Origin of the sequence: Mesotoga sp. H07pep.5.4 (genome assembly GCF_003664935.1) — a bacterium.
In the GTDB taxonomy this organism is placed as follows: Bacteria; Thermotogota; Thermotogae; order Petrotogales; family Kosmotogaceae; genus Mesotoga; species Mesotoga prima.
The window spans coordinates 1-26,595 of sequence record NZ_JFHM01000009.1 but is presented as its reverse complement, the minus strand read 5'-3'; the positions used below and the strand labels follow the sequence as shown (position 1 = coordinate 26,595).

17 protein-coding genes, 1 tRNA gene and 1 other RNA gene are annotated in these 26,595 nt (G+C 47.1%); 12 read left to right on the top strand and 7 right to left on the bottom strand.

Going from position 1 to position 26,595, the window contains the following annotated elements:
- The first annotated feature begins 653 nt into the window (after positions 1 to 653).
- The 6 genes from Y696_RS06360 (at position 654) to Y696_RS06335 (ending at position 8,421) form a co-directional block, all read left to right on the top strand.
- Complete coding sequence (locus tag Y696_RS06360; RefSeq protein WP_121510008.1) at positions 654 to 2,588, top strand: histidine kinase N-terminal 7TM domain-containing protein; 1,935 nt, start codon at positions 654 to 656, stop codon at positions 2,586 to 2,588.
- 236 nt (positions 2,589 to 2,824) lie between these two features.
- Entirely contained in the window at positions 2,825 to 3,703 is an 879-nt protein-coding gene (locus Y696_RS06355) for a carbohydrate ABC transporter permease (RefSeq protein ID WP_183084192.1), read from the top strand.
- Positions 3,700 to 4,530, top strand: coding sequence for a carbohydrate ABC transporter permease (locus Y696_RS06350; RefSeq protein ID WP_006486545.1), 831 nt, complete (start codon positions 3,700 to 3,702; stop codon positions 4,528 to 4,530). Before Y696_RS06355 ends, Y696_RS06350 begins: the two co-directional genes overlap by 4 nt.
- Before the next feature lie 28 nt (positions 4,531 to 4,558).
- Positions 4,559 to 5,809: an ABC transporter substrate-binding protein gene (locus Y696_RS06345; protein ID WP_006486543.1), complete on the top strand. Its 1,251-nt coding sequence runs from the start codon at positions 4,559 to 4,561 to the stop codon at positions 5,807 to 5,809.
- A 57-nt stretch (positions 5,810 to 5,866) separates the two neighbouring features.
- Positions 5,867 to 7,657: a CehA/McbA family metallohydrolase gene (locus tag Y696_RS06340; RefSeq protein WP_121510007.1), complete on the top strand. Its 1,791-nt coding sequence runs from the start codon at positions 5,867 to 5,869 to the stop codon at positions 7,655 to 7,657.
- Positions 7,658 to 7,671: 14 nt separating this feature from the next.
- Complete coding sequence (locus Y696_RS06335) at positions 7,672 to 8,421, top strand: S9 family peptidase (protein ID WP_121510006.1); 750 nt, start codon at positions 7,672 to 7,674, stop codon at positions 8,419 to 8,421.
- Between the two features lie 7 nt (positions 8,422 to 8,428).
- Here Y696_RS06335 and Y696_RS06330 read toward each other — a convergent pair whose 3' ends face one another.
- From Y696_RS06330 to Y696_RS06320, 3 genes are all read right to left on the bottom strand, one after another.
- Complete coding sequence (locus tag Y696_RS06330; protein WP_121510005.1) at positions 8,429 to 9,475, bottom strand: hypothetical protein; 1,047 nt, start codon at positions 9,473 to 9,475, stop codon at positions 8,429 to 8,431.
- Between the two features lie 815 nt (positions 9,476 to 10,290).
- Positions 10,291 to 13,128 (bottom strand): excinuclease ABC subunit UvrA, encoded by a 2,838-nt coding sequence (gene uvrA / locus Y696_RS06325; protein ID WP_121510004.1) that lies wholly within the window; start codon positions 13,126 to 13,128, stop codon positions 10,291 to 10,293.
- Positions 13,121 to 14,437 (bottom strand): phosphoglucosamine mutase, encoded by a 1,317-nt coding sequence (locus Y696_RS06320; protein ID WP_121510003.1) that lies wholly within the window; start codon positions 14,435 to 14,437, stop codon positions 13,121 to 13,123. The genes uvrA and Y696_RS06320 overlap by 8 nt, the downstream gene beginning before the upstream one ends.
- A 99-nt stretch (positions 14,438 to 14,536) precedes the next feature.
- Here Y696_RS06320 and Y696_RS06315 point away from each other — a divergent pair.
- From Y696_RS06315 to ssrA, 4 genes are all read left to right on the top strand, one after another.
- Positions 14,537 to 14,627 (top strand) — tRNA-Ser (locus tag Y696_RS06315).
- 78 nt (positions 14,628 to 14,705) lie between these two features.
- Positions 14,706 to 15,503, top strand: a complete 798-nt coding sequence (gene rsmA, locus Y696_RS06310; RefSeq protein ID WP_006486532.1) for a 16S rRNA (adenine(1518)-N(6)/adenine(1519)-N(6))-dimethyltransferase RsmA — start codon at positions 14,706 to 14,708, stop codon at positions 15,501 to 15,503.
- Between the two features lie 17 nt (positions 15,504 to 15,520).
- A complete protein-coding gene (locus Y696_RS06305; RefSeq protein WP_006486530.1) occupies positions 15,521 to 17,230 on the top strand; it encodes a sigma-54-dependent Fis family transcriptional regulator in 1,710 nt (569 codons plus the stop codon).
- A 13-nt stretch (positions 17,231 to 17,243) separates the two neighbouring features.
- Positions 17,244 to 17,594, top strand: a transfer-messenger RNA (tmRNA) gene (gene ssrA, locus Y696_RS06300).
- Between the two features lie 1,535 nt (positions 17,595 to 19,129).
- Here ssrA and rsgA read toward each other — a convergent pair.
- Positions 19,130 to 20,023, bottom strand: a complete 894-nt coding sequence (gene rsgA, locus Y696_RS06290; RefSeq protein WP_121510002.1) for a ribosome small subunit-dependent GTPase A — start codon at positions 20,021 to 20,023, stop codon at positions 19,130 to 19,132.
- A 540-nt stretch (positions 20,024 to 20,563) separates the two neighbouring features.
- Between rsgA and Y696_RS06285 the strand changes: the two genes are divergently transcribed.
- Both Y696_RS06285 and Y696_RS06280 read left to right on the top strand, forming a co-directional pair.
- On the top strand, positions 20,564 to 22,009 hold the full coding sequence (locus Y696_RS06285; RefSeq protein WP_006486526.1) for a radical SAM protein: 1,446 nt from the start codon (positions 20,564 to 20,566) through the stop codon (positions 22,007 to 22,009).
- A 16-nt stretch (positions 22,010 to 22,025) separates the two neighbouring features.
- On the top strand, positions 22,026 to 22,595 hold the full coding sequence (locus Y696_RS06280) for a TetR/AcrR family transcriptional regulator (protein ID WP_121510010.1): 570 nt from the start codon (positions 22,026 to 22,028) through the stop codon (positions 22,593 to 22,595).
- A gap of 22 nt (positions 22,596 to 22,617) precedes the next feature.
- Here the strand turns inward: Y696_RS06280 and Y696_RS06275 are convergent, their stop codons facing one another.
- The 3 genes from Y696_RS06275 to Y696_RS06265 all read right to left on the bottom strand — a co-directional run bounded on the left by Y696_RS06275 (position 22,618) and on the right by Y696_RS06265 (position 25,613).
- On the bottom strand, positions 22,618 to 23,463 hold the full coding sequence (locus Y696_RS06275; RefSeq protein ID WP_006486522.1) for a MurR/RpiR family transcriptional regulator: 846 nt from the start codon (positions 23,461 to 23,463) through the stop codon (positions 22,618 to 22,620).
- Positions 23,456 to 24,448: a BMP family ABC transporter substrate-binding protein gene (locus Y696_RS06270; RefSeq protein ID WP_121510001.1), complete on the bottom strand. Its 993-nt coding sequence runs from the start codon at positions 24,446 to 24,448 to the stop codon at positions 23,456 to 23,458. Before Y696_RS06270 ends, Y696_RS06275 begins: the two co-directional genes overlap by 8 nt.
- Before the next feature lie 88 nt (positions 24,449 to 24,536).
- Positions 24,537 to 25,613 (bottom strand): hypothetical protein, encoded by a 1,077-nt coding sequence (locus tag Y696_RS06265; RefSeq protein WP_006486518.1) that lies wholly within the window; start codon positions 25,611 to 25,613, stop codon positions 24,537 to 24,539.
- Positions 25,614 to 26,595: the final 982 nt, after the last annotated feature.

Below are 26,595 nucleotides of genomic sequence, written 5' to 3'. Positions count from 1 at the left end.
GACAATACACGAGGATGACGTGAAGGGCTGTCACACAGTAAGCCTTTGCGATGTTATCACGTTTGCGTGCCCCTAAATCTACTCACTTTGTCATCCCGCAGAGCCTGCCCTGAAAAGGTCCTGTTCAGGGATCCTGTGCGGGATCTCGCTTTTCCTAACCTGTTTCGATAACCCCCTCCTAGTAACCCGCATTTCCTAACCCGCCCTTCTAACCCGAAACTTTGTTTTCCAGCGTAAAGCGGTCAGCGTTTCTTATCCAAGCGGTTCTTTACCGCGAAGCAGAACTGGGCTCGCCGAAGGCGAAACTGGCCATTGAAGGTGACTGGCGTGCGAAGCACACAGGCAGTGAAGGTCTTTCCCCGCGAAGCGGGCCTTGCGTCCTGGCATGATCTTTGCCAGCCCTGCGTCCCGGGATGAACTTGCCGGCCTTGCGTCCGCCGATGATCCTCGGCGCCTTGCGTCTTGCTTGCAACTCTTGTCGGAGAACCGTTGACGGTTGACTTGAGAATGTCTTATTCGAAGCGCCTGATTTGTGTTGTTCTCTTCTCATAGAACGTTCCTCCGTTTACAGCCAAGTCTTATCACCCAGTGATGCTTTTCTTTGTGAAGCCCTGGCAAAACGTTTATAATCTGACCATCAGGAGATTTTCGGGGTGTGGGATTTGAATATTTACACGATTCTTACGTTCTTTCCAGTTGCAATCTGTTTTTTTATGGTTTTCCTTTGTTTCAGGCAGAGAAGTCGTTTAGAAGCCAGAGCTCTTGGCCTATTGATGCTGTCAATAGCGTGGTGGTCACTTTTCTATGCGCTGGAGCTGCTTTCTTATGATCTCGAAAGTATGAGGCTTCTGAACAAGATTTCTTATCCAGGAATAGTGTCCGTTTCGGTCTTTTACTTCCTCTTTTCCATGGCACTTGTGGACAAAAGAGATTGGTTTCGTTGGAAGAGGATTGTGATGCTATTTATCGTACCCATTGCTGTTTTGATTGCGATGTGGACAAATGAACAACACTGGCTATTTTACTCGCTTAGTGAGATAGATCACACTTCAACTTTCCCCCTTCAGAGATTGGTGCACGGTCCGCTCTTCTGGATTGCAATGTTGTACAATTACTTACTGCTTTTATCAGGAATCATTGCTGTCTTCAGAAAGTATATCCATTCGACGGGTCTATATAAGGGTCAGTTAGGGACTGTTCTACTGGGAACGGTATTCCCCATCTTGGTCAACATTAACTATTTGTTTGGTTTCGTTGATGTGGGGAATTTGGACTTGACTCCTTTTGCCTTTACAGTGGCCGGCGTATTTGCCGCTGCAGGAGTTTTCAGATATAGGTTGTTCGACATACGTCCCGTAGCCAGAGAGACCGTAATAGAAAGGCTTCCAGACGGGATAGTCATTCTTGACGACGGTGGAAGAATAGTTGATCTTAATCCGATGGCTTGCAAAATGCTGGGCATTGATGCTTCAGATGCCATTGGAAATTCAGTCCAGGAGGTCTTCAGCGATATCGAGTCTGTTGTAAGTTTCTTCACTTCCGGCTCCGAAAAGAGGGAGTTGAACGTGCGAGAGAGAGTCATAGAGATAAAGCAGAGTCCCATCTACAGCAACAAGGGCAAGATCAGAGGGCATATTGCGCTGTTGACAGATATAACCGAAAGAAAAGAGGTCGAAGATGCGCTCCGCCAAAGTGAAGAGAGGCTCGCACTTGCAGTGAAAGGCGGGAAGATAGGTCTCTGGGACTTGAAAATGAAGAAAGGCGAGTTTTCGATAAACGACCGATACTATCAGATCATGGGCTATTCGGCAGGCGGATCTGTCATTACCTTTCAACAATGGAAGGAATTCGTACACCCTGAGGACCTTCTTCCCTGCCTTGAGGAAATGGATAAGTGCTACGAAGGTCAGACTGACTACTTCGACATCGAATACAGGATGCTTTCGAAGGGTGGAGAGTGGATCTGGGTTCATGATCGTGGCGAAGCGGCCGAAAGAGATGAGGATGGAAGGGCGACCAGGATTCTCGGAACTCACATCGACATTTCTCCGACGAAGCAAATTGAAGAAGCGCTTCGCGAGAGCCAGATGATGTACAAGAAGCTGGCCACTACGGATATGCTAACCGGGGTGATGAACAGGTATTCGCTAACCGAGCTTCTCAAACTGGAAACGGAAAGGTCTAGAAGATATTCTGCTCCTCTATCGCTGATAATGTTCGATCTTGACAACCTGAAGACCGTAAACGATAATTTTGGCCATCTCGCCGGTGACGATGCGCTGAAGCTGACATGTTCGTTCGTTCAGTCAAATATCAGGAGCTGTGACTATATCGGTAGGTGGGGAGGCGATGAGTTCTTGATTGTCGCAACGAACACCGATCTCGAGGGCGCAATTAAGATGGCCGAAAAGCTCAGATCGGGGCTCAGTTCTGTTGATAAAAAAGAATATGGACCTTTGACCATTAGCATTGGTGTTACGACGCTTCTGGAAAATGAAAGCGATTTTGACGGTTTGCTTCGAAGAGCGGATGAGGCACTATATGAATCAAAGAGGAGTGGAAAGAACAGAGTTACGTCTGTGATTTGACAATTAGAATGGAGATTTTTGAAGTGGTTTCGAACCTGAAAGCAGTAAGAATCGAAGAGTTGATTTTGCTTTTCCAATTATGCTAGACTATCCCTAGCGTGACAGAGATGATGAGAAAGTCGTGCCAGCTATAAGGCGGCGACTTTTTTTGTTTTGCTTGATCTTCCTTTAACGTATTTTGGTCATAATGGTTGTGTTATAGATTCTTTCATATTTACAACTGTGGGGTGATACGATTGCGTCGCGGAACCAGGGAAGCGCTTACCGGCTGGGTGACAGTCTTGCCAGCTTTGACTGTTCAGGTGATCTTTATCTATTTGCCACTAGCGTGGGCTTTCTATGTATCTTTCTTTAGTTGGAACATGATAAGACCGATGAGGTACGTTGGACTCCGTAATTACGAAAGGCTCTTCAGCTCACCGGATTTCTGGAATTCGATGGGGGTTACCGGGATATATATCCTCGGCACCGTAATCCCTTCGGTTATTATCGGACTGTTGCTTGCTGCTCTGCTCAATATTGAGTGGATAAAGGGAAGAGGGCTTTTCAGGACGCTCTTCTACATTCCGGTTGTCACTTCGATGGCCGCCGCGGCCGTTATTTGGGGCTGGTTATATGAACCGAATTTCGGACTGGTAAACTACTTCCTTTCCATTTTTGGTATTAGTAACATAAAGTGGTTAAGCGATCCGAATTACGCACTCCTTGCGTTGATCATCGTTGGTGTCTGGAAACGTATCGGCTACAACATGGTGCTCTTCCTGGCGGGTTTACAGACTATCCCGAAGACATACTACGAGGCGGCCGAAATCGACGGGGCGACACCTTGGAGGAAGTTTGTAAATATTACGCTTCCGCTCCTATCTCCGACGACTCTCTTTGTGTTCATCATGCAATTCATTGCATCGTTCAGGGTCTTCGTCTCGGTATCCGTTATGACTAGCGGTGGGCCGGCGAAGAGCACTCAGGTTATCACATACTACCTTTATGAAAATGCCTTCAAGTACCTTAAGTTTGGATACGCGTCAGCAGTTGCCGTCGTCATGTTTGCGATGATGGTAGTATTCACTCTGATACAATTCAGAGTAAGCAAAGGGAGGGTGCATTATCAATGAGAAGAAAACCGGCCCTTCCAATTAGAATCATCGTTTACCTGGCAATACTTTTCGTGGCGATAATTATCAATCTTCCTTTTTTCTGGATGCTCGTTACTTCCTTTAAGACAGAGGATGCTGCCTTCTCTATTCCACCGAGCTTTCTGCCGACTATCTTTGATTTAAGGAATTTTGTCAAAGCCTTCGAGCTGATACCGCTTGCCAGATATATATGGAATACGCTTTTCGTAGCGCTTACGGTGACTTTGCTACAGTTGATCTTCAATTCTCTCGCAGCTTATGGGCTGGCGAGAATAAGATTCAGAGGAGCTAATGTGGTCTTCATGATCCTGATCGGGACGCTTATGGTTCCGCCGGAAGTCACTATGGTCCCTCTGTATGTAATCGTCAAGCAATTTGGGTTCATAGATAAGTATAGTGCTCTAATAGTTCCATTCATGAGTTCTGCATTCGGAATATTCCTGCTACGTCAGTTCTTCATGGGAATTCCAAAAGAGCTTGAGGAAGCTGCAATTATTGACGGGGCCAGCAGAATGAAGATCTTCGTCAGGATCATTCTGCCACTTTCGAAACCTGCGCTTTATACTATGGCGCTGTACACTTTCCTCGCCCACTGGAATGAATATATGTGGCCGCTGATCGTTATAAATGATGCAAAGAAACAGATGATTCAGGTCGGTATATCTCAGTTTGTAAGCGGCTGGGAGACTCAATGGACGTTAAGAATGGCCGCTTCTACGACGGCGGTAATTCCAATAATCATCTTGTTCTTCTTTGTTCAAAAACAGTTTGTAGAAGGAATTAGCATTTCAGGGTTGAAAGAGTGACCCAAATCTCGAAAGGGGAGGTTTTTTTGTGAAAAGAACATTTGTAATCACGCTACTGGTAGTTGCTATCGCTGCAATAGGTTTTGCGGCGCCGGTAAAGGTTACCATGTGGTACGCACAGACTGGTATCTATTCCCAAACACTGCTCGATATTGCTGCGGAGTTCAACAAGTTGCATGAGGGAGAAATCGAAGTAGAGGCAGTCTACACCGGGAATTACCAGGATACAATGCAGAAGCTCCTTGCCGCTATGGTAGCCGGCGACTTACCTACTCTGGCTCAGATTGAGCAGTCGAGGATCGGGCAGTTTGTCGATGGAGGCGCTTTCCAGGACCTCAATTACTTCATTGACAAGGATCCCGAGTTCAAGGCAACGCTCGACGACTTCTGGCCGAGATTCATTCAGGCCAATACGTATGAACAGGGTCTGCTTGGATTTCCTCTCAACTGCAGCACCCCGTTGATGTACATCAACAGGGATCTTTTCAGGCAGGCCGGACTTGATCCCGACAATCCTCCGAAGACCTGGACCGAGGTCTATGCTGCCTCGAAGCAGATCAAGACTCTTGGTGAAGACATTTTCGGTTACAGATTCGGGAAAGATGACTGGCTCCTGGAAGCTTATATCTGGCAGTTTGGAGGAGAGATAATCTCCGAGGACGGCAGAAAGATGCTTATCTACTCCCCGGAAACTGTGGCCGCCTGGAACTTCTTTCAGAAGGGTGTTAGAGAAGGAATATTTATATTCGGAGTCAGTGGCGGAAACGAACTCGATCTCTCCGGAAGAATTGCAATGGTCGTCCGTTCCACCGGGAGTCTTGGGTATTTGAAGCAGAACGCGAAGTACGATCTCGGCGCAACTACCATGCCCGGTCAGGTAAAGGAAGTTGTTCCGATAGGTGGAGCAAATGTCTTCATGTTCTCCGCAAGACCTCAGGCCGAGAAGGATGCAGCATGGGAGTTCTTGAAGTTCCTCACTTCCACAGAGAATACGAAGAGATGGTCCCTCGCAACCGGTTACATGACGAGCAGGATTTCTGCGTACGAATCTCCCGAGATTCAGAAGATCATGACAGATGACCCGAGATATGCTCTTACTTATCAGCAGCTGAGAGACTGTGCTGTAAGGAGACCATGGTACGGGCCATATCCAGAAGTTCATGCAATGATCACTTCTGCCTGGGAAGATGCAATGTCTAACCCAACAAAAGACGTTGATGCAATTCTGAAGAATTTACATGAAGAAGCACAAGATGTGCTCGATGATTACTACTTTTGATCGATAGCATGACGCACGGGGGCAGTCATTGGCTGCCCCTTTTTTAGAGGTGATTTTATGAAAAAAATTCTGATAGCGGTTCTCGTAATTGTTTCATCTCTCTCTTTCGGTCAGGTTTTCTTTGGAAACATTCACGCCCACACATCTTATTCGGATGGGCAGGGAACTCCTGAGGAGGCCTTTGAACACGCAAGAAATTCGGGTGTCGTTGACATACAGGCAATAACAGATCATGATCACGATCTGAACTACCCCCTGCCTGACGGCTCTTGGAAGCTCGACAGGATTATCGAGATGGCTGAGAAATACACGGTAGAAGGTGAATTCATTGCCATATCCGGCTTCGAGTGGACGCTGACCAGTCGGGGACACATAACGATATACAATACCTCTGAATGGATCGACAGGAGCACTACTGATCTTTACGATATTTACCAGTGGATTGTCGACAGGAAAGCGACCGCCCAGTTCTGTCATCCGGGGAAGAAGTACGGTGATTTCTTTGACTTCGAGTACTTCCCTGAGGTAGATCTTTACATCAATACAATTGAGGTCGGAAACGGAGCGGGAGCTAACTCCAACAATGTCATAAAAGATGAGTACTTCGAGCGTTACCAGCGAGCGCTGAACAGAGGCTGGCATGTAGGCGCCTCTGCGAATCAGGACAATCATCATAAGGAGTGGGCCACAGCAAATGATGCAAGGACCGCCTTCGTAATTGATGAACTTACAACGGAAAAGGTCTCTGAAGCGCTGAAGACAAGGAACATCTACGCGACAGAAGATAGAGATGCTTTCATCTCGTTCTCCACTGAAGGGGCGAAGATGGGAGACGTCCTTTATGACATTCCAGAAGCAACCTTAAAAGTGGAATACAGTGACCCGGGAGAAAGAACTCAACGGGCGTATATATACAGCAACAACGGAGTGATGGAGCTGAATGTTTCCGGGGACGAGTGGGCTATCGAAATAGACGTTAAGAACCCTCTGTCGTATAACTGGTACTTCGTAAAGATCGATCAGATTGACGGTAACGAGATAGTATCGTCACCGATCTGGTTTCAAAGCAGTACTAACAAGTATCTCTTAAATGCAAGAACAATTGATCCCAGGCCGGTAAAGGGCCTGCCTTTTGATGTGGGCTTCGATCTGATAAATTCCTTGCGGGAAGACCAGGTAATCTCTGTCGAAGTCCGAAGTGGCGAGAGTGTTGTCTTCACGAAAAAGTACGATATTTCCGCTATGACCTGTCTTGAAATAACCGAGACCTTCGACACTGTTGATAAGGACCTTGACTTCTATGTCGACGATGAGCTTGCTTTCAGAGTCAACGTCGATTTTGTAAGCTTCACAGCTCATCTAGATACCTCTCACGAGAACTACTTTGTCTCTGAGCTGAAACCTCTAACGGACATCCTTATGGGTCTCGGCGGGGAAGTGAAACCGGTGATCGGAGAGCTCACTGAGAAGACTACTTTTGAAGGGCAGGTCTTGATACTTCCGCTTCCGGATGCAGATACCTTTATGAAAGACTTCATGGCGATTTCCGAAGAGCAGATTGGCTTCATCGTGAATTATGTCGAGAAAGGTGGTCTACTTGTTGTTGTTCTTGCAAAAAAAGAGATCACTCACCCATCTGTAGAGAGTTACAAGCAGCTCTTTGAGAAACTTCCCTGGTCGGTCGAACTTGAGAACGGCGGAAGGTCGGTGTCTGGGACGAGCACAGGAAACCTTGAAATCGGGAACGGCGGCGGAGTCGTAATACTCAGTTGGGACGAAGCGACTGGAAAGTCTACAATAGATGAAGAAACAATGGGCTTCATTGAATTAAAATTGGGTTTGAAATAAAGCGAGGGATAGATATGTCAAAATTGGAGAGCTTCACACTAGGGGAGGATGGAAAGAGGATATTTGGGATCTGCGAATATCCAAGATCCGGAGATAGCTTTCCCACAGTAATGATGTTCCACGGATTCACGGGAGAACACATCGTTTCCACGTTCAAATTTCCCCGTCTCTCGAGAAGACTCGTCGAGAAGGGAATAGCGACTGTGAGGTTTGATTTCAGGGGTTCCGGAGATAGCGAGGGTGAATTCTACGAGATGTCACCTTTGACTGAGCTTCGCGACGCAGAAGAAGTCCATTCCTTTGTCAGATCGAGAAGCTGGTGTTCGGGAAAGGTTGCCATTGTCGGGTACAGCCTGGGTGGTATGGTTGCTTCGCTTTTTGCCGGGAGACATCCCGAGATTAGTTCACTGGTTCTGTGGTCGCCTGTAATAATGAATCAGGAGTTCTTCAACCGCGAGGATTACTCCTTCAAAGATGGCGAGGAGTATAAGGACGTTCTGGGGCTGAAGCTGGGATCGATCTTCTTCGAAGACGGTCGCAGTGTCGATGCTTCGGAGGAACTCAGAAACTATGAAGGAGATCTGCTAATTGTTCATGGTTCCGACGATGAATCGGTGCCATATCTTCCCGTAAAAAAGTATGCAAATGCGAGACGGTTGAAGATACATACTGTAGAGGGAGCCAACCACAAGTATCAGAGGATTGACTGGATTGAGGAACTCTTCTCAGTTTCAGCGGATTTCTTTGAAAGAACATTGCTGTAGCGGGCGATCAATCGCCCGCTCCTTCCTTAATTGCCTTTCTGACTTCTTCTAGAGCACAGTCGATAAGCCTTTCTTCGGAAGTGAAAGTCAGCTCTTTTTCATGGATTTCTGGAATCACTAGACCTTGCCTGCTCAACGCCGCAAGGATTTCAATGACCTCATGGCGATGAACTCCGCTCAAAAAGGCAATTTCATCGATACATTGACTTGACCGCATGACAATTTTAAGAATACGAAGCGAATTCTGGCCAGACATCGCACTAATAACTCCCGCAGCGCTCCTTTTCTCATATGAAAGACTCCGCTTCCTAACTCTGTCTACTCCAATGAGTGATATGACTGAGTTTTTCTCAGGAACTTCAATCGTGATCACTGAGCCTCCAAGAAACGCCGAAACGTGGAGCCTGATCATCTTACCAGACAGAGATGGAGGTTCAATATCCAGTAGAAAGGCTAAGAAGCCGCTTTCAAATCTCTCGATGTTCTCAAGGAGAATCTCTTCCCCATAGTTTACAAGATTCTCCAGTTCAACCATTGAAGCTATCTCCTTCTCGGCAAAACGAAGCAGTTCAAGAAAGGATTCATGTGTCTTGGCCTGGTCCGTTAGCATTTGAAACGCTTCATATCTGTCAGAAGATAAGAGCCAGGGAATTGACGAAACATACTCAAGAGCGCCCTTTTCATTTTCCTCTAAAGATTTTAAAAAAACATCATTCCTTTTTTCAAGTGGCATGAAATCGCTGCTAAGAAACAGCGAAAGGAGCCTTTCGGGAGATATCGTTTCTATCATCTTCAGTAGACCTGACGGAGTAGGGGAACCTTCGAGAAAGAAGTAAGGGATAATCTTCAAACCAAAGAAGGCCTCCCAGCTGAAAAGTCTTGCGAGTGATGTTAGACTCTCCTCCGTGAGAGAAAGCCTTGCCTTGAAAACCCAGTCAGAGAGGGCTTCTAGGGACTCTCCGTCGCTTGGAGTCATCTTTTCATGGTTATTCAGTCTGAACAAGGATAGAAGGAGCTCAGGTCCCTTCTGCTTATCAAGGACAAAATTTACCATTGGACCCTCCACTAGACCAGTGTTATCCGGATCGGTGCAGACACTTGCTATTAACAAGGGCTGAGCTATGGGAGTTTTCCCATATAGATCTTACACTACAAAAGGCGAGGTCACACAAAAGCGGGCAAATGGCTAGTAGCTCTTGCTCGCAGGGAACCTCAGCTATTTGTACACTGGACAATGAAGATATTGCATTCGGCTGGATAATGGGAGCCGGATGAATCGAGAGGTTCAAGTCCGGTTCTGAGACAGCCTGGGGTGAAATCCCCCTGGGCTAATCACCGTGTGCCATAGCAGTGGATACCGGTTTGCTGTTAAATGGTTCACCGCTCTCAGAAGGAAAAACCTGTTCTTCCAGAGCATGGATTTATTCTTCGTTCTTGGTTAAGGTGAAAAACCAAGAACGCGAGATTCTTAACCAAGTTCAGAAGGGTTGAAACGTTCTCAGAATAACCAACGCTATCATTTCCGTTATGACTTGCCGGAAGCTCGTCTTATTGTCATCCCGAAAGAAGTTCGGGCTGACAGAGTAAGGGACTGTCGAGAAGACTAGACGGCATCAAAGCGTTGTTGATTCTGAAAGCATAATAATTTGTCATTTGAACATGATTCAGCATCCCGATCTAAGAGCCGCTGGACGCTCAAGAACGAAGATCCGCTGGTCGCTGAAGGATTTGAAGAGCCGAGAAAGAGCATTGTCGAGAGTTCACTTCGCTTACGAGAAGACGAGACTGGCGTGCGTCAGCAGACTGGCTTCGAAATCGCTTGTTCCCTAAAGTAGCATCACACCTAGGCCGATAGTCTCCGGTGTAGAACTAAAGAGCTTCAAGTTGTGAGAGTTGTTTCTTGAGATAGTATCCGGTATGACTGTGGCTATATTCGGCCACTTCTTCGGGGGTTCCGGAAATCACGACTTCTCCGCCGTTTGCACCGCCTTCGGGTCCCAAATCAATTATGTAATCGGCGTTTTTGACGACGTCCATGTTGTGTTCGACGACTACGACCGTATTGCCCTTTTCGACTAGGCGTTTCAAAACCTGTACGAGCTTTGCGACATCGTCGAAATGCAGCCCGGTTGTCGGCTCATCGAGAATATAGAAGGTTCTGCCCGTGGAGGTCTTCTTCAGTTCAGATGCGAGTTTTATTCTCTGAGCCTCTCCCCCCGAAAGCGTTGTAGCGGGCTGACCAAGTCGTATGTATCCAAGTCCGACGTCATTCAGAAGTCCGAGGATTCTGTTTAGTGTAGGTATTCTTTCAAAGAATGTCAAGGCCTCTTCGACTGTCATGTTTAAAATGTCGGAAATAGTCTTTCCACGATAGCGTATCTCGAGAGTCTCTTTATTGTATCGCCTGCCTTTGCAGACATCGCACTCGACGTAGACATCGGGAAGGAACTGCATCTCTATCTTTATAAGCCCATGCCCTTGACAGGCCTCGCATCTCCCGCCTTTGACGTTGAAGGAAAAACGCCCTTTGTTGTAGCCCCTTGCTCTTGCTTCCTGAGTCTTCGCGAAGAGATCCCTTACGTGATCGAAGAGCCCAGTGTATGTTGCAGGATTGGATCTCGGCGTTCTGCCTATTGGGTTCTGGTCGATCACTATTACGTTGTCGATCTCCTCCCAGCCGAGTAGCTCTGCCAGCTTTTCGGAGGAGGAATTGGATCCACCCAGTGCAACTTTGAGTGAAGGGTACACCGTGTCCATTACGAGAGAGCTCTTGCCACTTCCAGATACACCGGTTACCGTTATGAATTTGCCTAGCGGAAATGAAACGTCAATATGCTTAAGATTGTTCTTCTCCGCGCCCTTTACAGTGAGAAACTTTCCATTTGAGTTGTTCGCCGATTCGAATCTAGGAACGGATAACTCGCCATTTAGATACTTTCCCGTAAGAGATCGTTCCGGCGGGTTATCGAGAAGCGCCTGAGTTGTCCCCTGGTAAACGATCTCTCCTCCGTGAACTCCTGCTCCCGGTCCCACATCCACGATGTAGTCGGAGCTTCTTATGACCTCTTCGTCGTGTTCGACAACTATTACGGTGTTTCCCAGATCCCTGAGGTTCTTCAGTGTCTTTATCAACCTGTCATTGTCTCTTGAATGTAGCCCTATGGTTGGCTCATCGAGCACATAGGTAACCCCCGTAAGGCCGGAACCGATCTGTGTCGCAAGTCTTATTCTTTGCGATTCCCCTCCTGAAAGCGTCATGGCGTATCTGGACAGGGTGATGTAGTCGAGTCCCACATCCACCAGAAATTTGAGCCGCTTCTCTATCTCACTCAGGAGCTCTCCGACGATTTCCCGCTGAAAATCCGTGAAATGAATACCTGTCATGAAGTCGTAGATTTCCTGGATTGTGAGATCGGATATCTGCGCGATATTCAAACCGCCAAGAGTAACTGCAAGCGCTTCGGGTCTCAAACGTTGACCGTTACACTGCGTACAGATCTGTTGAACCATGAAATTGCTTTCCATCCAGAAGCGCATGTCTTCCGACTGTGTTTCGTTATATCGTCTCCTTAGATTGTTGATTATGCCTTCATAGGGTCTCTTAAGCTCGTAAGTGAGCCGATCGGACTTGTATTTCATAGAAATGTCGCTGTCCGTTCCGAAAAGGATGGCATTCTTCACATCGTCTCGAAGATCTTTGAAGGGTTTGGCAGGATCGTCGCCTAGCGATTCTATTACTTTTACGATCATCTTCAGGGTAAATGTGTCCCTGTTGCTTGACATCGTCTTTATGGCGCCCTTCAAAACGCTCAGACTTTCATCTACAAGAAGATCTTTTGAGAATTCCATTGTGTAACCAAGGCCATGACACTTTGGACAGGCCCCGAAAGGGTTGTTGAATGAAAAGATCTTCGGCGAAATTTCCGGAAGGCTTATCCCACAGTCGGGACAGGCAAAATTCTCACTGAAGATCTTTCTCTCTTCGGAATCGACCAGACCGACTTCGACGAAGCCATCCCCTTCATGCAAAGCCATCTCGATGCTGTCTGCAAGACGTGAAGCGTTATCGGCGTCTGCCCTCAGTCTATCTACCACTAGGTTTATCGTGTGTCTTTTGTTCTTGTCAAGTTTGAGGTCTTCGTCGAGATCGTATGTTTCTCCATCTATCTCGATCCTTACAAAGCCCTTCTTTCTGAGAGCTTCAAGTTCCTTCTTGAACTCGCCCTTCTTGCCATTGGCAACAGGGGCGTAGATGGCGATTCGATCTTCCGCACCGTATTCCTTCAGAACTCCTTCTACGATTTCATCGAGACTCTGTTTCTGAACTACGCGCCCACAGGACGGACAATGCGGAATACCCACTCTGGCGAACAAAACTCTCAGGTAGTCGTGTATCTCCGTAACGGTTCCTACCGTCGATCTAGGGTTGTGGCTAACGGTCTTCTGCTCTATGGCAATTGCCGGAGAAAGCCCCTCGATATTTTCTACATCGGGTTTCTTCATCTCCCCCAGAAACTGTCTAGCATAAGTGGAAAGAGATTCGAGATATCTCCTCTGACCTTCTGCGTAAATTGTGTCGAGTGCCAGCGAGGACTTTCCCGATCCGGACAGGCCGGTAATAATAGTCAAGGAATTCTTGGGGATTGCGACATTGACATTTTTCAGATTGTGTACCCTGGCGCCTTTCACATATATATACCTATCCATTACTACACTCCTGCACTAACTCGACCAGCTCCTGACAGATCTCCTCGACCAACTGCTGCTCGGCTCCTTCAACCATGACTCTAATGTACGGTTCCGTGCCTGACGGCCTGAGAACGATTCGAAGATCATCATTCTGCTTCAGTTCTTCGAGTCTATTCTTAAGATTCATGTCTTCCATGACCAGCTTCTTGTTTGATACGGGAACGTTCTTCAACAACTGTGGATAGACGGGGAAAGAGGCGGCAAACTCTTCGAGGCTTTCGTCAAGCTCTTCGAGTGAGTTCAATGTTTCAAGTGAAGTGATGAGACCATCGCCGGTGGTACTCCTGTCGAGGAAGATGATATGACCAGATTGCTCTCCGCCAAGGACTCCGCCTGTCTGCAGCATTCTTTCGAGAACGTATTTGTCTCCAACCTTTGTTCTATCCAGCGAGATGTTCTTCGAGGTGAGATACTTCTCGAAGCCGAGGTTTGACATTACGGTTGCAACGACCCTATTGCCCTTCAACCGTCCCTGGTTCACAAGCTTTCTCGAGTTGAGCGCCATCAACATATCGCCGTCTATCAACTTGGAGCCCGGAAGAACGAATAGACATCTGTCTGCATCTCCATCGAAAAGAACCCCAATCTGTCCTTTCTTTAATGAATCGCCCAGGAAGTTCGGAAATAGCGATCCGCACTTGTCGTTGATGTTAATCCCGTTCGGTTCGATTTCGCGAAGCTCCGCACCTATACCTAGGCTTTCGTATACCATAGATATGACGGTCGAAATTGCTCCGTTGGCACCGTCGACAACGATCCCGTCAGAAGGGAGTCTCTCATTCCTGTAAAGACCTATAACATAATCGATATACTCATCTCTATAGTGATCTTTATAACTAATCTTGCCGACTCCAGAATAAACTGTATAGTGAAACGGGGTGTCGATTATGAGGTTCTCTATCTCCACTTCGTCTTCGTCGGATATCTTCATTCCCCTGGCGAGAACCTTGATTCCGTTGTAAACAGCGGGATTATGGGAAGCAGAAATAACAGCTCCCAACGTTCCCTCTTTGTTCGTGATATACGCTAATGCTGGAGTCGGGATTACGCCCGCGAACTCGACGTTCATCCCGGCGGAGGCGGCTCCCGCGGCCATTGCGCTCTCTAGAAGATCACCGGAACTCCTCGTGTCTTTTGCTATGATAAACCTGTTATACTTTCCAGTGTAGTATCTGCCGATGGCATTGCCAAGCTTCATTGCAAGTTCGGGTGTGAGCTCTTCGTTAATAACGCCCCTTATCCCGTCGGTTCCGAACAGCTTCTTCATTAAGACACCCCCAAATATAAACATTTCTATACCTAGCATTTAGTTTACCACAGAATCTCGTTGACAACTCAAACTGCGAACTATATAATTGTGACTGTTGGAGAGATGGCCGAGCGGTCGAAGGCGTACGCCTGGAGAGCGTATGACGAGCACAACTCGTCCGTGGGTTCAAATCCCACTCTCTCCGCCAGAAAACCACCCGTCTTTCCGACGGGTTTTTTTGCTTAGATGGGAGAGTTATTGAGAGCCTATCTGAAACGGAGGAGCAATGGGAGAGAGATCGATAAACATAAGGCTAAACAAGGCGCTGGGGCAGAACTTCCTGAAGTCAGACAGAGTCTCTCGCAGGATTGTCGAATCAGTGGAACTGAATCCGTCGTCGACTATAGTCGAAATAGGTGTAGGATCGGGTTCGCTCACTTCTATCCTGTTGGAGAAAGGCTTAAGAGTTATCGGGTTTGAAATAGACACAAGGTTCTCCGAAGGCAACCGAAGGCTGGAGGGCGAACGGTGCGAGCTCCGTTACGAGGACTTTCTCAAGGCCGATCTATCTACTTTGCCCGACTCTGTCACGTATGTTGCCAACATTCCTTATTACATTACCTCTCCCATTATCGAGAGAATAATGTTCGATGGGCCATCATTTGACAGGGCTGTGCTAATGGTTCAGAAGGAGTATGCGGATAGATTGACCGCAACACCCCGTACGAAGGAATACGGTATACTGACGGTGAATGTTAATACTTTTTCCGAAGTGAGAGAGCTTTTTCAGGTTTCTAGAAAGGAGTTCATTCCGCAGCCAGAAGTGGACTCGATGGTGATTGAGCTGTCGTTGCTTGAGAACCCTCCGATAGGAGAAGCTAGAAGGGATCAGTACAGGAAATTTGTCAGGCATTGTTTCTCTCAGAGACGGAAGAAGCTGAAGAACAATCTGAAAAGCATCGTGGACTCACCAGAGGAATTACTTGGGTCAATGGCTATAGGAATCGACGTCAGGGCAGAAGAACTAAGCGTAGATGATTTCGTAAACTTGTTCAAGAACATATATCCTGAAGGTGGTGTGTGACCGAAAGAGGTCAAGCAATGGAGAGAGAGCTTTTCGAAAGGATTCTGAATTCGCTGATAGAGGGAATAATAGTTGTCGATTCAGACGAGAGGATAGCCTTCATAAACGACGAGGCCCTCGAGATTCTAGGAGTGAATGGAGAGGAAGCGACCGGTGCTCTCGTAAGAGAGACCATACCTAACACTAGGTTGCACATCGTTCTGAAGAGTGGTGAGCCGGAGCTCAACAGAATTCAGTATCTCAAGGAAAAGACGATAGTAACTTCAAGATTCCCCATCGTCAACTCACAAGGTGAAGTCCATGCTGCAATGGCTGTATTTCGTGACATAACAAATGTTGAAAAGATGGCTGAAGAAGTCATTAACCATAAGGAGATGGAGGGTCTATTGACCTCCATCATAGATGCAACATATGATGCAATTTCGGTGGCCGATGAAAAGGGAAAGATCGTTCTCGTAAACAGGGCCTACACCAGAATAACAGGAATGAGTCCCGATTTCGTCATTGGAAAAATGGCCACAGTTGACATTGCGGAAGGTTCCTCTCTTCATCTGGAAGTTGTAAGAACGAGGAAGCCGATATACAACGCAAGGCTGAAAGTCGGTCCGAACAGAAAGGAAGTGCTGGTCAACGTAACTCCGCTTTTCGTGAAGGGTGAGTTTAAGGGAAGCGTGGGTGTTGTTCATGACATCTCTGAGATAGAGAGACTCGCGAGGGAACTGGAGGACACGAAGCGCCTCCTTCGACACATGAAGGCAAAGTATACTTTTGACGATATCGCCGGTTCGTCTAAACTGATGCAGGTAGCGATTGATCAGGCGAGAAAGGTTTCAAAGACGAGAGCAACAGTACTGCTGAACGGTCAGAGCGGAACTGGAAAAGAACTCTTTGCGCACGCAATTCACAATTCCAGTGATAGACGAGAACAAAGCTTCATAAGCGTTAACTGCGCTGCCCTGCCGGAAAACCTCCTCGAATCGGAGCTCTTCGGATATGTCGAAGGTGCTTTCACAGGAGCCCGGAGAGGGGGAAAGAAGGGTCTTCTTCAAGAGGCAAACGGAGGAACCGTATTTCTCGATGAAGTTGCTAAGATGAGTCTCTCAGTTCAGTCAAAATTCCTGAAGTTCCTTCAAGATAGGGAGATAAAGCCGGTTGGTGGAAATCAGACCTACAAACTCGATGTCAGAGTAATTGCGGCGACCAACGTGAGTCTGGAGAAGCTCGTCGCGTCCGGTGAATTCCTTCCCGACCTATACTATCGTCTGAATGTAGTGCCAATCGTAATTCCTCCGCTCAAAGAGAGGCCAGAGGATATTCCTGAGATAGCTAGGGTAGTGATGATGAGGCTAAATCAGGAGTACGGAAGGATGGTTACAGAAATCGATCCTGCAGTTCTGCGCATGTTTGAGAAACACGACTGGCCTGGAAACGTAAGAGAACTTGAAAACGTCATCGGAAGGGCAATGATAAGTATGGAACTAGAAGAAAAAACTATACGGCTTTCGCATATAAAGGGAATTCTTGAGAAACCGGACAAGAGAGAGAGGCTACCCGAGGGAAGTCTATCAGCCCTTCTGGATGACTACGAAAAAGAGATAATAAAAGACTCTCTTCAAAGAAACGATTGGAACAAGACGAAGACTTCGAACGAACTTGGGATAAGCATAAGGAGTCTATACTACAAGCTAGAAAAGCACGGAATCACTGACACTCAAGAAAACCGATGATATAATTATTAATGGGGGCGAAACGGTTTCGACGGGGTCAATGAACTTGTAGGAGCGAGCCGAGGTCCCGGAGCCGCGTTAAAAAACCGGAAAAGCAGAAATGCCAATAACGAATTTGCACTTGCTGCTTAATAATTAATAAGTAGCCGTCCGAATAGCTTTTTGGTCTGGTGGGCTATGAAGGGCGTCAGAAAATCAGACCTTGCCCGTGAATATGCTCCGTATTCCCGGGGACACTTAGGAGCTTGGACAGTCGGACTCTGCCTGTGAAGTCTTGACTGTTGACGACGATCACAGGATGCGCTCGGAGAGCCTGCAAGGAATTTGGTTTCGGACGCGAGTTCGACTCTCGCCGCCTCCACCATTGACTCAGAGCTACCTGTACCAAAGCTGTGAAGCGAGGAAGCAAAACTCAGTATTTTTACTGTAAAGACCCGGCTAATGCCGGGTCTTGTTTTTCTAAACGCCACGCGGTATGAAAACACCATGTCAATCCGAAAACGCCATATTTCGTAATGCTGAACTTGTGTCAACATCTTGCTCCTAAGAACCGCCGCACGCTTAAAATTCAAGACCCGCTGAACGCTGAAGGCTGTAAAAAACCGAGAAAAAGCGTATCCGAGAATTCGCATTGCTCACGAGAAAACGAGAGCAGAAAAAGGGGCTGACCGGGTCCTATGGTCTCATTTTTCGGGCCCTCTGGCCGGTGAAAGATCAAACGATCCCGAAAAAAGTTCGGGATGACAGAGTGAGGGACTTCCAAAAAGTCATGACGGGAATGATAGCATACGTCATTTCAAAAACGCCTTAATCCCTCATGCTGAACTCGTTTCAGCATCCAAGCTTACCGAAAACATTACATCCCGTGCAGCGTACTGTAATTCTTAAGAACACAACATTCCGTCATCTGAACTTGATTCAGAATCTTGTGTTTATTGACTATGACCAAGAACGAAGAACAGATCCTTGCACTTGAACGAACAACGGGTTCTCCTCGACAAACGGAGAACCGCTCAACGGCGAACCGGTTTGACTTTGCTCTTTCCTACCCCCTTCCTGCTAACCGCAACCACGCTCTTCAAAAAACCCAGATCCCGAAACAAGTTCGGGATGACCCTAAACAGAGGTCCAAACAGGTTAGTAATGGCTCTTTCCAGCTTTGAGAGGGTCTTGGATACGAGATTCCGTGCAGATCCCATGAACAGAATCTTTTCAGGGCAGGCTCTACGGGATGACAATCTAAGATGATTGTGCACTTCTCTTGTAGGGGCGAACGGCCGTTCGCCCGAAAAAGGTCCTGGTTGGAATCTCTGCCTTTTTCGCGAAAAACAGGACAGACAAGAGGAGAATTGTCAGTCCCTATTTTCGCTCAGTCATACATATGACGAAAACCTAGATCCCGTATAGAAGCACTACGGGATGACAAGGAGGATGGATTTTGGGCACAAATCAGCCAGGCTGCTGACGCAGGCCAGTCACCTTCGGTGGCCAGTCTTTCCGTCGCAAAGGCCAGTTCCGCTACGCCAGCCTAAAAAATATGCGGAGGACGGTGGACCGTTGACTGACAACGTTGTCTTCACAGCGTTCAGCGGGTTTTCGTTCTTAAGCGTGAAGCGCTTCTTTGGCGCGAGGTCGCGTGCAAGACCCCAAACAGGAGCCCTGAACAGAGACCCCAAACAAAACCCCTGAACAGGAGACCCCAAACAGGAGCCCTGAACAAGAGCATTTCAGGGCAGGCTCATCAAGGCAGGCTCTACGGGATGACATTATGAGGGCTCAAGAATGCTTCTTTTGGGAGAGCAAAGCGAGTAACTTCCTAAAGCCTCTGCCAAGATGACAAGCTGAACGCTGTTTACGATATTACAAAGAACCAAAGAAAAACCCCGGAGAACCGGGGCCTTACTCTTGAGTTTTAATTCTCAAGTAGTTTTGCAGTCTTCTCTCGTCGAGAATTCCGTTGGCCACAGCCTGGCGAACCGCGCATCCCGGCTCGACGGTGTGGGTGCAGTTTCTGAACCTGCACTTTGCGGAAAGTTCCAGTATATCCTCAAATGCTTCGTCAAGACCTTCCGTTCCACTTATTACAAACTCTCTCATTCCGGGAACATCTATGATTCTCCCTTCATCAGGGAGGAGATGCACCTGAGAGGAAGTGGTTGTATGCTTTCCCTTGTGTGTGGAATCGCTTACTTCGCCCGTTCTAACGTTTGAATTGCAAATCGCGTTTACTAGCGAGGATTTTCCGACGCCGGAACTTCCGGCCAGAACCGAAGACCTCCCCTGAAGAGCCGACTTGACCTCTTCTATCCCTAAATTTGAGACGGTACTGGTGAGAAAGACTCTGTACCCTAGGTCACGATATTTCTGGATATCTGCCTTCGTTTCTTCAGATAGGCCCAGGTCGGCTTTGTTAAAGACAATGGTCACGTCAAGATTCGAACCTCTCGCTGCAGTAATGTACCTTTCTATCAAGTTCTTGTGGTAAGGAGGATCCTTTATCGCCACGACAATAAGAACCTGATCAACGTTTGCGGCGATAACCTGATGGAGATGTCTACCTTTTTTGCCTGCCCCTTTCCTGACAAGACACTTGTCACGGGGAAGAACCTCGGTAATCATTCCCTGGTCCTTATGAAGCCTTTCGAAAAGCACCCTGTCGCCAACGGCAACAACGTTCTTCTCTGTTCTTTCCTTTTGAAGAAGCTTTCCTCTGAGAAGACAGCGGAAGAATTCGCCTGACTCTGATCTTACTTCTATCATGCCTTTTTGAACATTAGTTACCTCACCATTCATGATTTACCTCCAATTATTCGAGACTGTTTAAAGAAAGAAAAAACCACGGGTTCTTACCGCCGTGGTTGAATAATCGGAAGAAATCGCGTTTCAGCAATTAGATTCCAAAAGAAGCGCGGTGTAAGAACCCATGGGGTTAAGGAAACAATCAAAGCTATCTGCCATATACACCACCTCCTTTATGGAAGCATCAATTATATAACATGATGTGCGTATTGTGACGCCCTGTTGAGTAGGTTAAATTATGATGCTTTACGCCGGTATTTCCAGGGCTGATTCAAATTGTCTTGATGTTTTTTGTTATTGAAAGCCTCACCTCAGTAAGAGTCTTTTGTGGGTATGAAGTCACGATTATATCTCAATCTAAATGAATTCTTTTATAGAACGCAGAATTGCTATCCATCATCCTTTTGGCGAGGAGAATAGCTGCATGCTCGAGCACAATGTTGCATAATCTTGTTGTAAATGACATATAGATGTAGTATTGAAGGACTAGTATTTTACCGACCGGTAAGTAAAAAACTATTGGGGGTGTTATTCATGGGTATTGTAGAAAGTATGAAAACTTCCATGCTAAGACAGGCAGGGAAGTATGTTGGTTCACTCGTCAGGAATTCTTCTACTGAGAATATTGCAAGGTTATTTGGCACTGTTGCTGCTTTGACGAAAGAACCAACAAAGAGCGGTCTAAAGAAACTGACGCAGATGGCCAAGGAAGAGCATCCAATGATCGTGTCCTGGCAAAATGTTTTCAAGAGATCTAGCCCTAAGGCAGTAGAAAAGGCTATGACGAACTTGGTTGTTAACGAATTTGCTCTCGGAGAGAAGATTCGTCAGGAAAAGATGCTTGAGCATGAGGTCGTCATTCCCAAGCTGGTTGTTATAAGCCCGACCTACGCCTGCAATTTGAACTGCGTGGGTTGCTATGCCGGTCTCTACGGAAGAAAGTATCAGCTTTCGAAGGAAGAGGTCAGTTCAATTATCAGACAGTCAAACGAGCTGGGCATTTACTTCTTCATAATTACCGGCGGAGAGCCTTTTGTATGGCCGCATCTTCTCGAAATTTTTGAAGAGTTCAACGATTCTTACTTCCAGGTCTACACCAATGGTACTCTTATCACGAAGGAAGTCGCCCAGAAACTCGCCGAACTAGGTAATGCGACGTTTGCCGTCTCGGTAGAAGGCTTTGAAGGCGAAACCGACTGGAGACGTGGAAGAAATGTCTTCCAGAAGGTCAGGCAGGCCTGGACAAATCTGCGAGAGGCAGGAGTAATTTACGGTACCTCTGTTACTGCGACCAGGCTGAACCACGAGGTAATGATGAAGGACGAGTTCTGGCAGTTCCTGAAGGACGAGGGTGTTTCTTACGCCTGGGTCTTCCAGTTCATGCCTGTTGGTATGAATCCCTCCATGGATCTTGTTCCTACTCCGGAGCAGAGATACGAGAGATTCTACAAGACCGAGCAAGAGAGGCTCGGTGGTGATTTCGCATTCGTTGCTGACTTCTGGAATCATGGATTCCTTACGAATGGTTGTCTGGCCGCCGGCGCGAAGTACCTTCACGTCAATGCAAAGGGTTACGTAGAACCATGTGTATTCCAGCAGTTTGCCGTTGATAGCATCAGGGAGAAGAGTCTTCTCGAAGTTATCAAGTCACCGTTCTTTACCGCGTACAAGAGAATGGTGCCCTACAGCAACAATCTTTTCAGACCCTGTCCAATCATTGACAACCCGAAGGTCCTAAGGGCAATGGTCAACAAGTTCCACGCCATTCCTCAGCATGATGGAAGCGAGAACGTTGTTACGGAGCTTGCCGGTCAGCTTGACGAACTCGCCGAAGGCTGGAAGAAGTACGCAGACAAGCTATACTACGAGGAAGGTTTTGCCGAAACCCATCCCGCACACAGGGGCGTGTACGATTTTGATGTTAGAATGAGAAAGTACGCTAACAACGAAGAAAAGCTTGCTATAGACAAAAAACCTTGAGGGGATGGTGGATCCGGTGCGAGCAAAGTTATCTTCTAGAGAGAGGATTATAAGAGCCGCCCGGAAGGCCTTTGCGGAGAGAGGTCACGACGGCGTCAGCATGTCTGAGATTGCGCAGATGGCTGGAGTGAAAAAGGCACTTATTTACTACTACTTTCCGAGCAAAGAGGATCTTTTTTACGAAGTTTGGCAATACTCTATTGACGAGCTCGAAGATCATGTCTTTTCCGAAACAAGCGACGAGAACGTTTATGTCTCAAAGCTCAAGAGGATTCTGAGATCGTACATAGATTTCATAACGAGCAAAAATGAGATCAAGAAAATCATGGATCAGGAACGTGCGAACCTTAGCAGGGAAGACAACGAGTCCTGGAAGAGAGTGAGAGACAGATACGAAGCCTTGAAAGAGAAGTTGTCGTCGGCCATAAATGATGCAAAGGCTGCTCAGGAAATTTCGAAGGACGTCGATCCAGATAGCGCAGCAGACCTGATACTGAATGGTTTCAGTATAACGGAAGACCCTGACGGGCTAGAAAGCATAAGAGAAATAATCTGGAGGGGCCTGGTTAGCAACTCCGGAGAGTAATTAAGAAAGAAGAGAGAGGGACTCAGTCCCTCTCTTTTTTTGTGCCTCTTCGCTTGAAGTCGAGAACTTCTCTGAACTTCGAATACTTTTCCTCGAAGTTCTTCCCAGAAATCTGAAGAAACTTCAGGTAAAGCACGTCCAGGATCATCAGCTGCACTATACGAGTTATAAGACCACCCTCCGGGAAGATCAGCTTTGAGTAATAGCTTTCGAGATTCACGTTCGAATAAGTGCTCAGCCTTGATCCCGCCGGTGTTACCGTGATTACCGAAGCTCCGGTCTTCTCGGAAAACTTCAGCGCGTCTAACAAGTCTATCGAAGTTCCAGTGCTGGATATAGCAACAACGACAGAATCATCTTTCAAATTGTATGCAGATATCATCTGTTCGTATCCGTTCTCGATGAGCTTGACTCTTTTGCCGCTTTGCAGCATCTTCAGGTAGAGATCGTGTCCCGCTACTGCATCGAAACCGAACGCGTAGATGTCTATATTTTCGCTCTCGACCAGAAGCTCTGCCGCCTTCTTTAAGTCGTCTTCGCCAAGACGGGAATAGGCTTCACGAATTGTTGAGGATACTAGGTCCTCGTAGGCGTCCAGGTCCTCGATCAGAATGGTTGACTTTTCCCGCTGAACAAGCACGTTAAGCTCGCTGGCGACAGCTAATTTCAGCTGCGAATAGCCTGTGAAACCCATTTTCTGTGAAGCCTTCACGACCATTGACGGAGACACATTCAACCTTGAGGCAAGATCGTTCACTGAAAGCTCTAGAGCCGCTTCTGGATTTGTCATGATGAAGCTGGCTATCTTCTCTTCCGTCTGAGTGAATAGTCCTAAGGCTTCATTGTAGGACTGTATAAGACTACTCATTGTTGATCTTTGGCAGTCCTTCCGCCTTTATTTTTTCAAACCATTCGGCAAGTTGGGCACGAATGTCATCCGGAACATTTCTCACGAAATTTGGATCATCGTGAGTATAATCGATCATTCCTTCTGCTATTCCAACCCTCTTGGAAGTACCGAAGGGAAGTGTGCCGGCTTTGGCATCTGCGATTGTATTCTTCACCAAAACGTCTATGTGCTTCAGGAAACTCCCAAGAATAACGGAGGGATTCAAAGCGATCATGTTAGAGTCGACCGTGATCACATATTTGCCTCTGACCGAGGCCTCTTCAATGACTCCTATGCCACTGCCACCGGCAATGGAGAGAATAACGTCTGCTCCGGCATCGAACTGCTTCGCAGCGAGTTCGCTCCCTCTAGCTGGATCCGACCAGCTACCAACAACACCGAAAAACACTCGAATCGAAGGATGAACCGTCTTTACGCCATTCTCGAAAGAGGGTCTCATGACATTGGTCATCGCGGGGTAAGTGTCCCCTGCGATCAACCCCACCACTTTCTCTTCATTTGCTCCTGGCAAACTGCTTGAAGTTATCAGTGCTGCGAAGATTCCGGCAAGAAAGGTCATTTCGTCGTCTTTGAAAGCAACAGAATAAGTGTTTGGAAGAGGGTTCTCGATAATCCCGTCCAGTAATGCGAACTTCTGGTTTGGGAACATTTCGGCGACTTTATTTACGCTTGCCGGCATACCTTCGGTGAAGGTCATGAGAAGATCGTACCTACCCAATGCCGCAAGGCTGATAAGCATTTGCTCCCACTTGGACTGGTTGTATCCGCCTTCGACGATCTTTATCTCTATCTCCTCAGAGGCCATTTCAAGCGCGCCCCTCTGTACAAGTTCGTAAATGGCGTTTCCACCAATCTCTCCCGTGATAAGAATCCCTACACTGAACTTCGATGCGGCAAATGTAACCGCCAATAGCAGGGAAAAAAGAAGTATTGCTCTTCGCATCTCTTCACGCTCCTCCGACTTCATTCGTTTCGATTATAGTTCTATCGAAGGAAATTCTCAAGGGCGCGAATTATATTCTTGATTTCGATTACATTGTAGGTGAAGAATCAGGTGTAGGCCTCTTCATGACATAACCATAGTACTGATTGATGTTTTGATCGAGAAGTTTTACCATTTCCGTGGAGTTGATAAGCCAGTTCAGGGAGAAGTCCTCGACGAGTTTTGCTACACGGAATTGAATCTCTTCAAGATCCTCACCCGCCATGTATGAGTGATAGGCATATGACCACACGTGAGGCGTCTTCGGACTGGAAGCTTCAATCTTTTCGAGATCAGCCTCAGCCATCAAAGAATAGACATTTACGTAATCACCAGGAGAATCGACCTGCCAGCCATCTTCTGTCCAGGTGAAGAATCTCTTGAATACCGAAAGCTCGGTCTCTTCCTGAGCCTTTATCATATGATCGTCAACGACTATCAGTTCTACTATCCCATCGCAGTCGAGATCGACGATATTCTCTGCGCGAGTGGGGTCGAGCGCTACGGTCAAGGAGTAGACCTCTGAGTCGACTACAGTAATGTAGTATCCACCCAAAGGAGTCGAGTAATCGTCTGTGAGGAACCTGAAGATCGTGGTCTTCTGTCCTGGGAAGGGAACGTCACTAACTATAACCGGCGACATGATCGTTTTTCCTGCAAGGGTATCTACAACGACACCCTCTTTGTAGAACTTCACCACATCCGGGATTCCCATTACCGGATCGCCAGCCTCAAACTCAAATGCGATTCCTCCAGGCAGAAGGCTGTCCGCGTAAGGCTCATATTTCCAGGTCAATGTGCTTTCAGGTGATTCCGTTTCAGATTGCGTGGCCTGAGGTGTAATTGAAGGCATGGCTGGATCCTGGTGTGATACTGTGCTCACCGGAGTTGGGGGAATCGGATGCGAAGGAGTCAGTTCGGCTGCGGGATCGTCTTCAAAGAAGCCGTCAAGGGAAAAGAGGTCGTCGAAAGAATCCATGGCGAGAATCTCGCGCGCAACATCTTCGAAGTAAGTAGTTACGGTAGCATCAGCAGAGTCTGTAGAATCGCTGCTCCCCGCCAGACTTGAAATCGCTATAAAGATGAAAATCATCAAAAACAAGAAACGAAAGTAATTCCTTCTCATACTGACCAATCTCCCACATCGTAATTATACGCTATTTTATAATGCGTTAGCCCAGCTGACTTTCGCTAACTCGGGAACTTGTTCAGCAAGTATCTTGTTTCATTGTTTCTGTCTAGGCTTTATGAAGTTCATCACTTAGTCATCACGAACTCGTTTCGGGATCTACAATCCTATGGAGAAATGTCTCTCAAATCACCGATCGAGTAGCTCATTATTTGCATCAACATCTTCTCTGATACTTAGTGATCATGCTCCTTAGTTCCAGAATTGGTTAGAATTCTCATGTAGCCTCTGTCTCGATATGTCACTTATTCTCTGTAGCTCTTTTACGAAAAACAAAGGAACTGGACGCGTAACGTTGGAACTATAGGCTGCTTTTCTCTCTTGCGAAACCCTACACCCCACAGCCCTAGACCCATTTCCTCCTGGCTCTTGATCCTAAATCCCCGCTTGAGCGGGGGGGACCGCTTGCGGTGGGGTGTGTATGCTCTTAAGCGCATTGCCAAACGTGTGCCTTCTTTAACACCGAAAGGTATTACTTTTGTAGGGGACGCGTTAGTATCTCCATTACTTCTGCCTTAACTAACGCACCAATATTCGTACGAGTTTTCTTGTCTTAAGATACTCACACCCTCCGCCACTACGTGGCCCTCCTCCCTCAAGGGAGGATTTAAGATCAGGATCATTAGGAGCCAAATACAAATTCGCGCAAGAACCATCGAAGGGTAAGGTTTTAATGAATGACGTTGAGAGTCTTCTTCAGCGAAAAGCTGATCTTTTGCCGTGGAGCTGAAGTGGGCTGCGTTAGCAGACTGGCTGATTGTTGCCCAAAATCCACTCACTCTATCATCCCGTAGTGCTCCTGTACGGGATCTCGCATCAAAGAATCGCTGTACGGTTAAGAACGAAAACCCGCTGAACGCTTAAAAAACCCGTTCACCGTCACCGGTCCTCCGTCCTCCGCATATTTACCCCGCAAGGA